Here is a 14270-nt window from a genome sequence, read left to right as displayed (position 1 = left end):
CATGATTCATCACTAGACCCTGATTCGCGGATCGAGTAGCGCGTACACAATGTCGGCCAATAAGTTGAACAGGATCGCGGCAGAACCGGTCACTAAGAAGAAGGCCATCACCGGGTTGGGATCCACATGGTTCAGACCCGTGGTGAACATTTCACCCATTCCCTTCCAACCGAACACGGTTTCAGTGATCACTGCTCCGCCGATCAATCCGGCGAAGTCGAAGGCGGCAATGGTGGCAATAGGGATCAACGCATTGCGGAAGGCGTGGCGGAAGATCACGGTACGCTCGGCCAAGCCCTTGGAGCGTGCGGTACGGATGTAATCCTGCTGCTGCACTTCAAGCATCGAGGAGCGGGTGTACCGCGAGTAGCTAGCCAGCGAAATGATCGCCAACAGGATGGTGGGCAGCAACAGCTGGGTGGCGTTATCTAGGAAGTGGTCCCAGAAGCCGCCCTGCAGGTTCGGGGTTGAGGAACCGATGGTGGAGATCGGGCGGGACTTGATCTGCAAGAAGCCCGGCCACGCGCGGAACAGGTGATCGATCAGGGTAAGCCCGGCGCCCACCAGACCAACAATGGCCGAGACACTGGCAGCTACCTTGCTGAGCCGGCCACCCATCAGCTTGCCGATGAGTGCGGGGATGGCCACCGCCAGGATCAGGCCGATCACCAGCACCCACACGTTTGGATTCAGCATCAGGTTGAAGCTGGCGTAGTAGATGCCCAGCACCAGGGCCACGGTGATCAACGCCGGCATCAAGACTCGGCGCTCCTTCAACCCCACGGTCATCGCGGTGGCGCTCAAGGCCAGTAGCGCGGTGAGCACGACGATGACGGCCGGACCCATTTGTGGGTAGCGGTAGAAGTTCAGCCAGAGGGTGTACTGCAGCATCAGGGGTACGAAGGCGGCAGTGATCACGAAGGTCAAGGCACGACGTTTCAGGGAGCCGGCCAGCAACATTTGCATCACCAGACCGGCAACAACACCGATGATTATCGAGGTACTTATCGAGATCGCGGGGGCTACGAGCCAGTCATTGAACTCGATAGCCATGTAGTTCTTCAGGAGCACTGCAGCCCAGAAGACCGGCAGCGAGAAGAACAAGAAGGTCAGGAAGGTGACTAGGTAGTCCAGACCCGAGTACTGGCGGACCGCGGTGAGCACACCAATGGCGATGCCTAGGATCGCGGCGATGATGGTGGCCAGTAGCACCAGACGCAGGGTAGATGAGGCCGCATTGGCCAACAGTCCGGAGACTTCGATTCCATTGATATTGCGGCCGAGGTCACACTGACCGATCAGACACTTCGATGCACCACTGAGCCATCCCCAATACCGGGCGTACCAGGGTTGGTCTAGCTCCATGTACCCGATGCGTTGTTCCATCAGGTATTCACGGTTGTCGGCATTGGACTCACGCAGATCTTCGAGCGGATCGCCAGAGTTGATGACCAGGACGTATAGCAGCAGCGAGGCTGCTAACAGGACGCCCAGGGCTGAGCCCAGTCGTTTGAGGATGAATTTCAGCACGGTGTTTTCCCTACTCTCTACGTCACCGTCAACGCGTCAAAGTCCTTGAGGTAGAAGAACTTTAGACATGCTGTGGGGCCCGACCGATGGATCGGGCCCCACAGGCGTTCACCGGTTGGAGTCAGTTAGTTTTTGGTGTAAAAACTACTCTGCTCGCAGCCACTGCTCGGCATTCCATACGATGCCGTTCTGGGTCGCGGTGAAACGGACATTGTCGATGTCGGCGCTGGAAGCGTCCAGACCTGGGTGGGCGAAGATTGGGATACCGTACAGCTCATCCCACAGCAGCTTCTCAATCTTCTTGACCTGCTCCAAGTGAACCGCTGGGTCCAGCGATCCGGCTAGGGTCTCCCACTCGGCGTCAACCTGTTCGTTGGAGAACTTGCCGTAGTTCTGGGGCTTGCCGGTGGCGTAGATGTTCTGGCCCGAAGCAATCTGGCCCGATCCTGCCCACGCGAACAGTGCTACTTCGTAGTCACCGCGTTCCTGGGTGCCGCCCGGAGCGAAGAACTGTGGGTCGCCGGCGTCAACAACTTCGAAGCCAGCTTCGTCACAGGAGGACTTGATCTGAGCAACCTGGTTGGTACGGCGCTCGTTTGGTGCCGAGTAGCCGATTCGTACCTCGGTGCCCACAGCATCCTGCTCTTCCAGGATGGCCTTGGCACCTTCGATGTCGACCTGGTCAAAGCGGCCGTCATAGGCTGCCGAAACAACTTCCTCGTAGTTTTCCTGGAATGGGAAGACTTCGCGGGCGTTCATCACCTGAGCCTCTGGGTTCAGTGGCTTGATCAGGTTGTCAACAATGTCCTGACGCGGAACACACATGGCAAAGGCCTTGCGCAGTTCTAGGTTGGTCATGGCATTGCCTTCAATGAAGTTGAAGTCCAGGTGCTCCCAGGTCAGGGTGTCACCTTGGTGAACGACTACTGCATCGCCCAGAGCTTCAAGCTGCGTCAAGGTATCCACGGTTGGCTGTGGAGCGATGACGTTCAAGTCCTGGTTCTGCAGCGACTGCACCATGGTGTTGTCGGCGGAGAAGCGGAAGGTCAGGTTCTTGGTGGCTGCCGGGGTGCCATAGTATGCCTCGTTGGCTTCGATGGTCACCGACTCGCCGGCCTGCCAGCTGGAGAGCTTGTAGGGGCCGGAAACTGGCATGAGCTCTGCGTCTGGCAGGGTACCTGGGTCGGTGGTCCAGCCGGTGTTCCAGAAGTCAGCTGCGTCCTTCAGTGCTGCTGCGTCGCCGCCGCGAACGGCCTCGACGAACTCATCCACGGAAAGGCCGCCCTGCTCTGCCACAACGTGGGCTGGGTGCAGCATCCAGGTCTGAATCTGCCAGTCTGGATCCGGTGCGTTGAAGGTGACGGAGAACTTCTTGCCCGAAGCTTCGCCCTCAGGACCGTTTGGAACGGTGTTGCCAAGATCCTGGGACACCGAGTTGAAGATGGCGCCATCGCCTGCGTCTAGGTTGGTGTTCTGCACAGCCCAAGCCAGAACGGCATCTGCCACGGTGATTGGGGTGCCATCAGACCAGACAGCGTCCTCGGCGATCGTGTATTCCACGACCAGCGGGTCATCGCTGACCTTCTCGTAGCTACCCAGGTCTTCGTTCGGGTAGATGGCGCCGTCGGTACCGAAGTAGGAGAAGCCGGCAAACATACGATCGGTGATCGCAGAGTTGTAGGTCGAGTAGGTCTGCGGAGTGAAGCCGTTGTAGCTAATGAACTCCGGCGCACCTACCGAGACACTGATGGTGTCGTCCTTGGTGGTGATGTCGCCGAGGTCTGCCAAGCCCGTGGTGTTGGCCTCGGTACCGCCGCCACCGCCGTTTTGGGTTGCGTTGGTTTCGCTGGTTTCCGGGGCATCGGTGCCACCCGGGGAGCAAGCGGTGATGGACAGGGCCAATACAGCGCCAAGCGCTACGGCCTTCGAAACGCGCTGAAACCGCATTTCGCCTCCTTGAGTGTTCGATCAATGGTTTTGGAACCTACGTTCCTGTGGAATAGATCACATGAAGTATTCCGCTGGGCACTAGACTAGCGGTTTTTTGAGGGGATGGATATAAAGAAATCGTTTCAGATTCGAACTATCGGCGGGGTGATAACAATGTGTCACGCTCACAAGTTACCGAGCAGTTTCGTGTCGCCCGCCTCACAGCCGCGGAAAATCAAGGATCTCTTTCACATTGGGAAAAATCAATGGGAAATCGGCGAAGCGGGCTGGACGTCAAACAAACGCTTTATAACATTTTTGCAACATTCACTTCAGAGGAGAAATATACGAAGCATTTCTTAAATTGTTGCGTTCTGCACGACCAAGACACCGGTTCCGCGCGGGAAATCCGGTGTCTTGCTCCCCCTCCATCAGGGACTATTTAGAAACTTTTCAGGGTTTGGCACTCGAATAAATCAGCACGTCTTGGCATCTTCCCCACTGGGGCAAGGCAAAAAACGTGTTATGGGTTTCCTAATCGTTAAACGAAGAGATTGATCAACCCCGGGTTCTCCAAAACTCGTCCCAGATCGGCGAGGAACATACTGCCTTCCTTCCCATCGATCAGCCGGTGATCGAAAGAGAGCGCCAAGGTGGCGGTCTGCCGTAAGGCTAATTCACCGCGGTACTCCCAAGGCCGGGGTTTGATCTGTCCGATCGCCACAATTGCCGACTGCCCCGGGGGCAGGATCGGAGTTCCGGCATCAACACCAAAGACCCCCAGATTCGTGATGGAAAAAGTCCCTCCCGTGAGCTGGCTCGGGGACAAGGTTCCGGCGCGGCCCTGCTCAATCACCGCGCTCAATTCTCCGGCAAGTTCCTTCAAACTCAACCGGTCGGCCGAGCGAATCACGGGAACCAGCAAACCCCGATCGCTGGAGACCGCCATGCCCAGATTCACCGAACCATGTTCAATGATCTGGTCGTTGGGCCCATCCCAACTCGAATTCATCACCCGGTGAGTTTGCAGCAGCCGGCTGACGATCAGCGCCAAGAACGTCGTGAAGTTCACGTGCTGCTCTTGCAGACTCGGATGCTGGCGTAGCTGCTCGATCAACTCTAAGGATGCGGTGACGTCGACGGTCAGGAACTCCGTGGCGTGCGGCGCGGTAAAAGCCGACTCCACCATGGCCTTAGCCGTGGCTCGACGCAGTGCGCTGAGCTTGACCACCCGGTCTTGCGTCTCGGGCGATGGCGGTTGCTGGTTCAGCTCCTCCTGCAGGGTATGGCTCCCCGATGATTCGGCGTCAATCAAGGTTTGCACGTCCGCCCGCAGAATTAACCCTTGAGGTCCGGTGCCGCGCACGCTAGCTAGGTCTACCCCATGATCGCGGGCCAGTTTACGAACCGGCGGCGTACTGCGTGGCACCGTCGAGCGAGCTGCTGTGCTCGGTCTTTGATCTTCGGCCAGAGCGTGCGCCGGTGGCGCAGCCTCGGCGGTCGGTGCAGACACTGCCTTATGTCCGCGCCTTGCCTTGCGTGCCGGGCGCTTCCCACTGGCAGGCTCCGCCCCGTAGCCAACCAGAGTGGGCGTGCGTTCGGGCTTTACCGGAGTTGGCTTCGCCCCGGAGTCGGTTGTTTGTTCGGCAAAAGTCACCAGCGGACTGCCGACCGGCACCGTTTCGCCGGGCTGGGCATGTAATTGTTGCACCACGCCGGCGTAAGGTGAGGGCAGTTCCACCACGGCCTTGGCGGTTTCCACCTCGGCAATCACCTGATTGAGTGCAACTTCTTGACCAACCTCAATGTTCCATTTCAGCACCTCGGATTCGGTCAGCCCCTCGCCTAGATCGGGCAGCTTAAAAATCTGTGCCGCGTTCATCGTGCACCTACCTGATCATTGCTGTCGGTGCGACGCAGCACCCGGTCGACCCCCGCAAGGATCCGGTCAAGGTCCGGTAGGTGATACTTTTCTAGACGCGCCGGTGGGTACGGAATGTCGAATCCGGTCACCCTTACCGGGGCATGATCTAGATAATCAAAGCATCGCTCAGTGAGCTGCGTAGCAATCTCGGCTCCCAGCCCGGCGGTGGGACCGGCTTCGTGCACGATCACCACCCGGCCGGTGTGCCTCACCGATTCGGCCATCGTCTCAATATCTAGCGGATCGAGACTACGCAGGTCGATCACCTCCATACTGATCCCCTCATCCTCCGCCGCCAGCGCGGCCTCAGTTACGGTGTAAACGCTGGGCCCGTAGGCAATGACGGTCACATCGTCGCCGGGTCGAACCACATGGGCTTTGAGCGGCCCGGATTCCACCGCGCCCGTGGTGATTTCAGCGGACTCGTGATACCGACGTTTAGGTTCGAAGAAGATCACCGGGTCATCACAGGCGATGGCCTGCCGCAGCATGCTATACGAGTCCTGCACACTGCTGGGGGCAAAGACCCGCAAGCCTGCGGTATGTGCGAAATAAGCCTCCGGCGACTCGGAGTGATGCTCGGGTGAACCAATCCCCCCGCCGTAGGGAATGCGTACCGTCAGCGGCATTTTCAGTCGACCCCGGGAACGGTAATGCAACTTAGCCACTTGAGAAACTAACTGGTCAAAGGCTGGGTAGGTGAACCCATCGAATTGGATTTCTACCACCGGCCGATACCCGCGATAGGCCAGTCCCACCGCGGTTCCGACGATTCCGGATTCGGCTAACGGAGTGTCAATCACTCGCTGTGCCCCGAATTCTTTTTTTAGCTCCGAGGTGACACGAAAAACTCCGCCTAAGGTCCCGATGTCCTCACCCAGCAAGACGACGGACGGATCTTCGCTCAATGCCTCACGGAGCGCGGTATTGAGCGCCTTAATCATGGTCAGCCGGCTCATAGTGATTCCCCCGTTTCGAATTCTTCGAGGTATTGCAGGTACTCGTGTTCGGCTTGGGCCAAGGCGGCATGGGGTTCGGCATACACGTGGGCGAAAAGCGCCGTCGGCTGCGGGTCAGGCATGCTGGTGATCGCCCGACGAAGCTCCGCAGCCAATTCATCGGCCGCCTGCTCACCTCGTTGCACATAGCTCTTGACGTCCGCACCGAGGAGCTGTAAATGCTTGGTCAACCGTTGAATCGGGTCCTTCGTGCGCCAGTGTTCAAGTTCGGCTTCATCCCGGTAGCGGGTGGGATCATCGGCCGTAGTGTGCGGCCCCATCCGATAGGTAACCGCTTCGATAAATGCCGGGCCTGCCCCGCTACGCACATGCTCTAAGGCCGCACGGGTCACCGCATGCACCGCCAAAACGTCGTTACCGTCCACACGCCAGGCCGCCAACCCAAACCCGGCGGCTCGGTCGGCTAGCTGAGTTCGGCTTTGCAGACCCACTGGCTCGGAAATGGCCCAATGGTTGTTTTGGCAGAAGAAGAGCGCTGGAGCCTGATAGCTCGCGGCAAAGACCAGTGCCTCATTGACATCCCCCTGGCTGGTGGCCCCATCCCCAAAGTAGCTCAGCGCCACCTGGTTTCCGCCATCGAATTTGATACCCATCGCGTACCCGGCGGCGTGTAGCGCTTGGGAACCGATGACAATTTGTTGGCAGGCGATGTTCACCTCATTGGGATCCCATCCGCTGGGGTTGACCCCGCGCCACACGCTGAGCAGGTCTTCGGCTTTGACTCCGCGCGCCCAGGCAACTCCGTGTTCGCGGTAGGAAGGAAAAATGAAATCTTCACTCTGGGTGGCTCGCACCGAACCGATCTGAGCGGCTTCTTGCCCAAGCAGCGGGGCCCAGAGGCCCAGTTCGCCCTGCCGTTGTAGGGCGGTGGCCTCGGTATCCATGCGACGTAAAACCATCATGTCGCGTAGGAAATCCCCCAAGGCGGCCTCGTCAATATCCCGTAGATAGGGATCGAGCTCCTCATGGGGTTCACGTTCTCCGTTGACCGTCAGCAGCTGGTGCGTGGGTAGGCCCACTGCGTTAAGGTCCATGCGTTGGGTGGACACGATCGGCATCCTTAATCTCGCTTGGTTATCCTGCAGGATTCTCCGGCGAACCCCGCCTTACTGTGATGCTACTCACAACAAGCAAGTTGCACAATGGCTATCAAGTAGAAGAAGCACTATGCCCTATTTCCATGGGTAAATGAATGTTATTCTGCACTCTATGCAGCCTCTTGACAGTACCGATCGCCGCATTTTGTTGGCGCTGTCCTCGGCGGTGCGGCGCAGCGCCTCCTCGATTGCCAGCGCGTTGGGTTTGGGGCGCAACACCGTACAAACCCGGTTGAGTCGATTAGAAGCTGAAGTGCTTGACCCGGCGGATCGCCGTATCCCGCCCACCGCCCTGGGATTCGGGCTTTTGTCCTTCGTTCAATTACATGTCGATCAACGCCATCTGGATCAGATCACCGAAGCGTTGCGTCAGATTCCCGAGGTACTGGAAGCCCATGGACTAACCGGTACCGCCGACATTCTGGTGCGTGTCGCGGCTGCGAACGCCGAGGAGCTTTTTCGGGTGCACGGCCGCTTGCTGCATATCGAGGGCGTACAACGCGCCGATTCGGCACTGTCAATGGCCGAGCTTGTCCCCTACCGAGTCACCAAACTGATCGAAATGACCCTGGATAAGGGTCTTTAGTCCCGTAGAAAAGATCGCAGATCAAGCTGGCGCAAGGTCAGCTGACCGACGAAGTTTTCCTGCGACCCGGTCATTTGCTGGCGGCCCTCGCGCGGGCCTGTTTGGTTCGTGCCGTTAACAGGAAGGATCCCGCCAAACCTGCAGGGTTTGACGGGATCCGTTCGTGAGTGATTTTCGCTCATCACCCTCACTGCGTGTTAGTGATCGACAGCCTTTTCGGCTCCGACACCGGTCAAGGAGCGGACTTCCATTTCTGCCGCGGTGGCAAGGTCTTCGGAACGCTTATCGAGCACCGAACCCAACCAGCCAAGGAAGAAGGCCAGCGGAATGGAGACAATACCAGGATTGGCCAGCGGGAAGAACGCGAAATCTGCGCCAGGGATCATCGAGGTTTCCTTGCCGGAGAAGACCGGCGAGAAGACGATCAGCAGGATCGCGGATCCCAGACCACCAATCATCGACCATACTGCACCCTGGGTGGTGAACTTCTTCCAGAACAGCGAGTACAGGATGGTTGGCAGGTTCGCGCTGGCTGCCACGGCGAAGGCCAGAGCCACCAGGAATGCCACGTTCTGACCTTGGGCACCGATACCGCCAGCGATGGACAAGACACCAATGATGATCACCGTACGCCGGGCAACCTTCATCTCCTGAGCCGGGGTGGTCTGCCCCTTAGCCAGCACCGAGGCATACACGTCGTGGGCGAAGGATGCTGCCGCGGTAATGGTTAGCCCGGCAACCACTGCGAGGATGGTTGCGAAAGCGACCGCCGAGATCAGACCCAGCAACAAGGTTCCACCTAATTCGTAGGCCAGCAGTGGGGCGGCCGAGTTCACGCCACCAGGGGCGGCCTTGATCTTCTCTGGACCAATCAACGCACCTGCACCGTAACCTAGTACCAAGGTGAACAGGTAGAAGGCGCCGATCAGCCAGATCGCCCAGACCACCGACTTGCGGGCTTCCTTCGCGGTGGGAACCGTGTAGAAGCGCATCAGCACGTGTGGCAGGCCAGCGGTACCCAATACCAGAGCCAAGGCCAAGGAAATGAAGTCAAGCTTCGAGGCGCTGGTTGCCCCGTATTGCAGACCCGGGTTCAATACCGCATCGGTTCCGGCGACGTTCGCCGCAGCACCGAGGAGCTCGGAGAAGTTGAACCCGAACAGTGCCAGCGTCCACACGGTCATCACCGCGGTACCGGCAATCAGCAGGCAAGCCTTGATGATCTGCACCCAGGTGGTGCCCTTCATGCCGCCGACCAATACGTACAGAATCATCAGTGCGCCGACAACCACGATGACTAGGGACTGACCCAATTTCTCATCAATTCCCAGCAGCAAGGACACCAGTGCACCGGCGCCAGCCATCTGGGCCAGCAGGTAGAACAGGCAGACCGCGAGGGTGGTAATCGCTGCGGCGATACGCACCGGCTTTTGCCGTAGCCGGAAGGAGAGCACATCGGCCATGGTGAACTTACCGGTATTGCGAAGCAGCTCAGCAACGAGCAGCAGGGCTACCAACCAGGCGACCAAGAAGCCAATGGAATAAAGGAAACCATCGTAACCGTTGATCGCGATGGCGCCGACAATACCTAGGAAGGATGCCGCCGAGAGGTAGTCACCGGCAATGGCGGTACCGTTCTGCGTTCCGGTGAACGACCGGCCGCCGGCGTAGTAGTCGGCAGCGGTCTTGTTGTTCTTGCTGGCGCGCAGCACGATCACCAAGGTGACTCCGACAAAGGCGGCGAAAATCGCGATGTTGACCCAGGGGTTGCCCACTGAGGTGGAGGTTTCGGCTTGCGCCAGAATCAATGGACTCATCATGGCTTAGGCCCCCTGCTTCTCGAGGCGCTCGCGGATCTTCTTGGCCTTCGGGTCCAACTTGTTATTGCTGAAGTGCACGTATGCGGCGGTGATCGCGAAAGTGGACACGAACTGCAACAGACCCAGAACGATCCCCATGTTGATGTTGCCCCACACCTTGATCGACATGAAGTCGTGGAAGTAGTCGGCCATGATCACGTAGGCGAAATACCACAGTAAGAAGACCACTGCCATGGGGAACACGAAACTACGATGCGTTTTGCGTAACTGTTTGAACTCTTCCGAGTTCTGTTCCGCGATAAAATCGACCGATGACTCCAGGTCGTGCTGCGGGTTGGAGCTCATAGCTCTCCTCCTTGAATACCAATCGGAATGTGAGCGAACACACACTCTTAAAGTGACTGGTTTCACTATGGTTCATCGATTCCGTGACCGATAGGGGTTAACGCAGCGCTGCGGCTCAACGGATATATTCCTGCGCCCAACGGCATTTCGACGCACGATGAGCGGTCACCGATCCTGACCAATGAGTAGGATTGCCCTATGTCAATTGCCCTGCAGATCACCCTGATCGTTACCGTGGTGACCGTCGGCATCGCCATCGTCGGCTTCTTAGGTTTTAAGATTTCACGCTCCACCAAAGAAATGGGAACGGATGCCGAACAGGCCACCTTCCAAGCCTTACACCACATGTCAGCAGCGATTCCGCACCTGGCGGAAGGGTTGAACGACACCAATGCCGCGAAAGCTTCCAAGGCCTTGCGGCGCTTGTTGGGATGCGCGGGTTTGGTGATCACGGACGTGAACTCGGTCCTAGGCAGCGATGCCAACCACGCGTTGAGTCCGCAGCTGTTGCACCGCTTGCAGGTGAGCGCCGGCGACGCGATCTCCACCAATAAAACACAAGTCAATAAGTTAGCCCAAGGCACCGTGGTCAGTTCCCCCTTATTGGTCGCCGGACAACCGGTGGGTGCGGTCAGCGCGGTGCACAATCGGGCGGGGGCAGGATTTGTGCGTGCGGTCAGCGAAGTGGCCGGCTTTGTTTCGGCGCAACTCTCCCAGGCCGAGCTCGATACCTCCCGCGCCCAACTGCTCGAAGCACAGGTCCGGGCGCTACGCGCCCAAATCTCACCGCACTTCATCTACAACTCACTGAACGCCATTGCCTCATTTATCAACACCGATCCAGCGCGCGCCCGTGAACTGGTGATCGAGTTCGCGGACTTCACCCGCTACTCTTTCCGGCGCCGCGGGGATTTCACCACACTGGCCGAGGAGCTGGAGGCCATAGACCGCTACCTACTCTTAGAGAAAGCCCGCTTCGGGGACCGAATCCGCGTTTCCTTGCAGATCGCCCCGGAAGTACTGAATATCCAGATCCCTTTCTTGGCTCTTCAACCGTTGGTGGAAAACGCGGTGCGCCACGGTTTGGAAGCTAAACCCGACGGTGGGCTGATCAGTATCACCGCCGTGGATGAAGGCCAGTACGCCGCGATTCAAGTTGAAGACGATGGGGCGGGCATGGATCCAGAAAAACTCTCCAGCGTGTTAGCCGGAACCACCACCAACCTGCATGTGGGATTGCGTAATGTGGATGTTCGACTGCGCCAAATTTATGGGGCGGGACATGGTTTGGTGGTTGAAACGGCGCCGAACGCCGGGACGCTGATCACCCTGCGAATCCCCAAATTTATCCCTTCCGTCGATGCCACGCCGGGAACCTGAAAAAGCAAAAAGGTACACTCAAACAATGATTAATGTCGTAGTAGCCGACGACGAACTACCCGCCGTCGAGGAATTGGCCTATCTGCTGAGCCAAGACGCACGGGTGGGAAAAATTTACCGGGCCACGTCCGGAGCCGCGGCACTCAAAGCCTTGGAAGAGCACAGCGTCGACGCCCTCTTTCTGGACATTCATATGCCCGCCCTATCGGGACTGGATATTGCCCGGGTGATCTCACGATTCAGCAATCCCCCACAGATCGTTTTTGTCACCGCCGATGAGGACCAAGCGCTGGAAGCCTTTGACCTGGCGGCCGTGGATTACGTGCTGAAACCGATCCGTCCGCAGCGGCTGGCTGAATCGGTGCGCCGGGTGTGCGAGCTGGTGCAGGAGGCCCCCAGCAAGCCGGAGATGATCACCGTTGATCAGGGCGGAATCACTAAAATGATCGAACGCGATTCCATCGCCTATGTGCAGGCTGCCGGCGACTATGCCCGGCTGCATACCCAAGATGCCAGTTACCTGATCCGGGTGCCGCTCAATGATTTAGAAGCCCAATGGGGCTCCGCAGGCTATGTACGAATCCATCGTTCGTATCTGGTGAACATGGAGAAAATTGAGACGGTCAAACTGGCCACCGGCAAGGCCTCGGTGGTGCTGAACCACACCGAGCTACCGGTCTCCCGGCGGGCGTTGCCCTACCTGCGCGAAAGACTCTCAGCGAACCGGGTCCGTCCCCTATGAACCAGCACTCCGAGGATCCCTTCGCCCAGCAGCGGCCGCAACGCGTGCGCGTGCAAGCCCCGAGTGATGCAGCACTAACGCTACCTACGGTGGCGGTGGAGCACAGTGCCGATGCCTACTACGTCCGTCAGCTCATTCGCTCGCAGTTGCGGTTGGCGGTTTCGGTCGCCGCGGGAATCATTGTGCTGCTAGTGGGCATCACCGTGTTGCTCTCCTTTTGGCCGGCAATCTCCGAGATTACGCTGGCCGCTATCCCGCTGCCGTGGTGGATCTTGGGTGTGGGGATCTACCCGCTGATTATTCTGGCCGGGGTTCTTTATAATCTGTCCGCGGTACGCAATGAACGGCGTTATCGGAGCATCGCCCGATGACCCAGACCTTTTCTGTCATTGCTCTGCTGGTGGTCTGTTTGGCCACGGTGCTTGTGGCAGTGCACGGCCTGCGGCTCTCACGCACCACCAGCGACTTCTATGTGGCCAGCCGCACGGTGCGTCCTTGGTGGAACGCCTCGGCCATTGGCGGTGAGTACCTTTCGGCCGCGTCCTTTCTTGGGGTCGCCGGGCTCATCGTGGTTTCCGGTCAGTCCGGGCTCTGGTTCCCCATCGGATACACCGCCGGCTACCTGATGCTGCTCCTCTTTGTGGCCGCGCCACTACGCCGCTCGCGAGCATATACGCTCCCGGATTTCGCCCAGATCCGGTTGCGCTCCACTGCCTTGCGCAAACTCACCACCTATCTGGTCGTGGTGATCTGTCTGTTGTACATTGTGCCGCAGTTGCATGGGGCGTCGCTAACCTTGACGGTAGCCACGGGGCTACCTGGCTGGGTCGGACCGATCCTCGTCGCCGCGGTAGTCTGTCTTACCGTCATTTCCGGTGGCATGCGCTCGGTGACTTTCGTTCAGGCTTTCCAGTACTGGCTGAAATTAGCCGCACTGGTCATTCCCACCATTTTTCTACTCACCCGCATCATTCCCGGAGATGATCCGGCACTGCGGATCACTCAGCTCGGCGACCGGCTCGGTGGGAACGGAACGCTGGGCCTTTATGAGACCATCTCCATCATCATCGCGCTGCTCTTTGGGACGCTGGGATTACCGCATGTGTTGGTGCGTTTTTACACCAACCCCACCGGTCAAGCGGCTCGTTCCACCACCGTCATCGTGTTGGGACTGTTGTCGATCTTTTACATCTGGCCGGTAGCCCTGGGGATCCTGGGGCGGCTCTACACCCCGGTGACAGGGGCCCAAGGGAATGCGGATGCCACGGTGTTGTTATTGCCCGGAACCATTTTGGAGGGTGTAGCGGCCGATGTGTTGACCGCGGTGGTGGCCGGCGGAGCATTCGCCGCGTTTCTTTCTACCACCTCCGGTTTGGTGGTCTCCTTGGCCGGGGCGGTATCTCAAGAGTTCTTCTCCGGCACCGTGCGGGGCTTTAAGATCTCCACGGTGATTGCCACCAGCGCCCCGGTACTGGTGGCCGCGCTGACCAGTTCCCTCGCTTTAGCCGGCGCCATCGGTAATGTTTTCGCCTTTACCGCATCCACCATCTGCCCGCTCCTGCTCTTGGGGATCTGGTGGCGGCGACTAACCGCGGTGGGTGCGATCGCCGGGATGCTGACCGGCGCCATCAGCTGTGCTTTATCCCTGCTGATCAGTGGGCTACTGGTAGAGAGCAGCGAACCAGCGGCCGCGCTGCTTCGGCAACCGGCCGCGTGGAGTGTGCCTTTAGCGTTCGTGGTCATGGTGCTGGTGTCCTTAGCGACCAGCGATCGGGTGCCCCGCGGAGTAGAACGTATTTTGGCGCGTCTGCATGTCCCCGAGCAGAGCACCCTGCGCGACTAGTTACCGGCCATCCGCGGTATACCGCGTCGCTACCCGGAGCCCACACAGAAAGGCG

12 protein-coding genes are annotated in these 14270 nt (G+C 58.8%); 5 read left to right on the top strand and 7 right to left on the bottom strand.

Annotation, left to right across the window (positions count from 1 at the left end):
- Positions 1–12: 12 nt before the first annotated feature.
- The 5 genes from ACQQZ8_RS04520 to pdhA form a co-directional block, all read right to left on the bottom strand.
- Positions 13–1530, bottom strand: coding sequence for an ABC transporter permease (locus ACQQZ8_RS04520; RefSeq protein WP_431711497.1), 1518 nt, complete (start codon positions 1528–1530; stop codon positions 13–15).
- A 144-nt stretch (positions 1531–1674) separates the two neighbouring features.
- Positions 1675–3477, bottom strand: coding sequence for an ABC transporter family substrate-binding protein (locus ACQQZ8_RS04515; RefSeq protein ID WP_431711496.1), 1803 nt, complete (start codon positions 3475–3477; stop codon positions 1675–1677).
- Between the two features lie 523 nt (positions 3478–4000).
- Entirely contained in the window at positions 4001–5341 is a 1341-nt protein-coding gene (locus ACQQZ8_RS04510) for a dihydrolipoamide acetyltransferase family protein (protein ID WP_431711495.1), read from the bottom strand.
- Positions 5338–6342, bottom strand: a complete 1005-nt coding sequence (locus ACQQZ8_RS04505; protein ID WP_431711494.1) for an alpha-ketoacid dehydrogenase subunit beta — start codon at positions 6340–6342, stop codon at positions 5338–5340. The genes ACQQZ8_RS04510 and ACQQZ8_RS04505 overlap by 4 nt, the downstream gene beginning before the upstream one ends.
- Positions 6339–7460, bottom strand: coding sequence for a pyruvate dehydrogenase (acetyl-transferring) E1 component subunit alpha (gene pdhA / locus ACQQZ8_RS04500; RefSeq protein ID WP_431711493.1), 1122 nt, complete (start codon positions 7458–7460; stop codon positions 6339–6341). The genes ACQQZ8_RS04505 and pdhA overlap by 4 nt, the downstream gene beginning before the upstream one ends.
- Positions 7461–7611: 151 nt before the next feature.
- Between pdhA and ACQQZ8_RS04495 the strand changes: the two genes are divergently transcribed.
- Positions 7612–8085: an Lrp/AsnC family transcriptional regulator gene (locus ACQQZ8_RS04495; protein ID WP_431711492.1), complete on the top strand. Its 474-nt coding sequence runs from the start codon at positions 7612–7614 to the stop codon at positions 8083–8085.
- 197 nt (positions 8086–8282) lie between these two features.
- Here the strand turns inward: ACQQZ8_RS04495 and ACQQZ8_RS04490 are convergent, their stop codons facing one another.
- Both ACQQZ8_RS04490 and ACQQZ8_RS04485 read right to left on the bottom strand, forming a co-directional pair.
- Positions 8283–9902 carry a solute symporter family protein gene (locus tag ACQQZ8_RS04490; protein WP_431712135.1) on the bottom strand — a complete coding sequence of 540 codons (1620 nt, stop codon included), beginning with the start codon at positions 9900–9902 and terminating at the stop codon, positions 8283–8285.
- Between the two features lie 6 nt (positions 9903–9908).
- Entirely contained in the window at positions 9909–10250 is a 342-nt protein-coding gene (locus ACQQZ8_RS04485; protein WP_431711491.1) for a DUF485 domain-containing protein, read from the bottom strand.
- Between the two features lie 198 nt (positions 10251–10448).
- Between ACQQZ8_RS04485 and ACQQZ8_RS04480 the strand changes: the two genes are divergently transcribed.
- From ACQQZ8_RS04480 to ACQQZ8_RS04465, 4 genes are read left to right on the top strand one after another with little or no spacing between them, the layout of a single operon-like run.
- Entirely contained in the window at positions 10449–11630 is a 1182-nt protein-coding gene (locus ACQQZ8_RS04480; protein ID WP_431711490.1) for a sensor histidine kinase, read from the top strand.
- A 25-nt stretch (positions 11631–11655) separates the two neighbouring features.
- A complete protein-coding gene (locus ACQQZ8_RS04475; protein WP_431711489.1) occupies positions 11656–12372 on the top strand; it encodes a LytR/AlgR family response regulator transcription factor in 717 nt (238 codons plus the stop codon).
- Positions 12369–12743 carry a hypothetical protein gene (locus ACQQZ8_RS04470; RefSeq protein ID WP_431711488.1) on the top strand — a complete coding sequence of 125 codons (375 nt, stop codon included), beginning with the start codon at positions 12369–12371 and terminating at the stop codon, positions 12741–12743. The genes ACQQZ8_RS04475 and ACQQZ8_RS04470 overlap by 4 nt, the downstream gene beginning before the upstream one ends.
- The gene (locus ACQQZ8_RS04465; protein WP_431711487.1) at positions 12740–14215 is read left to right on the top strand and encodes a cation acetate symporter; all 1476 of its coding nucleotides are present in this window, start codon (positions 12740–12742) and stop codon (positions 14213–14215) included. The genes ACQQZ8_RS04470 and ACQQZ8_RS04465 overlap by 4 nt, the downstream gene beginning before the upstream one ends.
- The last annotated feature ends 55 nt before the right edge of the window (positions 14216–14270 follow it).

The sequence above is a fragment of the Glutamicibacter uratoxydans genome (genome assembly GCF_050753455.1).
GTDB lineage: Bacteria > Actinomycetota > Actinomycetes > Actinomycetales > Micrococcaceae > Glutamicibacter > Glutamicibacter uratoxydans_A.
The sequence above is the reverse complement of the archived record's forward strand: the minus strand, read 5'-3'. Positions and strand labels throughout refer to the sequence as shown.

What these genes read in the sequence shown, in the direction of transcription:
- ACQQZ8_RS04515 (WP_431711496.1), bottom strand. Translation starts at nt 3,477, where the DNA reads ATGCGGTTTCAGCGCGTTTCGAAGGCCGTAGCGCTTGGCGCTGTATTG.
- ACQQZ8_RS04510 (WP_431711495.1), bottom strand. Translation starts at nt 5,341, where the DNA reads ATGAACGCGGCACAGATTTTTAAGCTGCCCGATCTAGGCGAGGGGCTG.
- ACQQZ8_RS04505 (WP_431711494.1), bottom strand. Translation starts at nt 6,342, where the DNA reads ATGAGCCGGCTGACCATGATTAAGGCGCTCAATACCGCGCTCCGTGAG.
- pdhA (WP_431711493.1), bottom strand. Translation starts at nt 7,460, where the DNA reads ATGCCGATCGTGTCCACCCAACGCATGGACCTTAACGCAGTGGGCCTA.
- ACQQZ8_RS04495 (WP_431711492.1), top strand. Translation starts at nt 7,612, where the DNA reads ATGCAGCCTCTTGACAGTACCGATCGCCGCATTTTGTTGGCGCTGTCC.
- ACQQZ8_RS04490 (WP_431712135.1), bottom strand. Translation starts at nt 9,902, where the DNA reads ATGAGTCCATTGATTCTGGCGCAAGCCGAAACCTCCACCTCAGTGGGC.
- ACQQZ8_RS04485 (WP_431711491.1), bottom strand. Translation starts at nt 10,250, where the DNA reads ATGAGCTCCAACCCGCAGCACGACCTGGAGTCATCGGTCGATTTTATC.
- ACQQZ8_RS04480 (WP_431711490.1), top strand. Translation starts at nt 10,449, where the DNA reads ATGTCAATTGCCCTGCAGATCACCCTGATCGTTACCGTGGTGACCGTC.
- ACQQZ8_RS04475 (WP_431711489.1), top strand. Translation starts at nt 11,656, where the DNA reads ATGATTAATGTCGTAGTAGCCGACGACGAACTACCCGCCGTCGAGGAA.
- ACQQZ8_RS04470 (WP_431711488.1), top strand. Translation starts at nt 12,369, where the DNA reads ATGAACCAGCACTCCGAGGATCCCTTCGCCCAGCAGCGGCCGCAACGC.
- ACQQZ8_RS04465 (WP_431711487.1), top strand. Translation starts at nt 12,740, where the DNA reads ATGACCCAGACCTTTTCTGTCATTGCTCTGCTGGTGGTCTGTTTGGCC.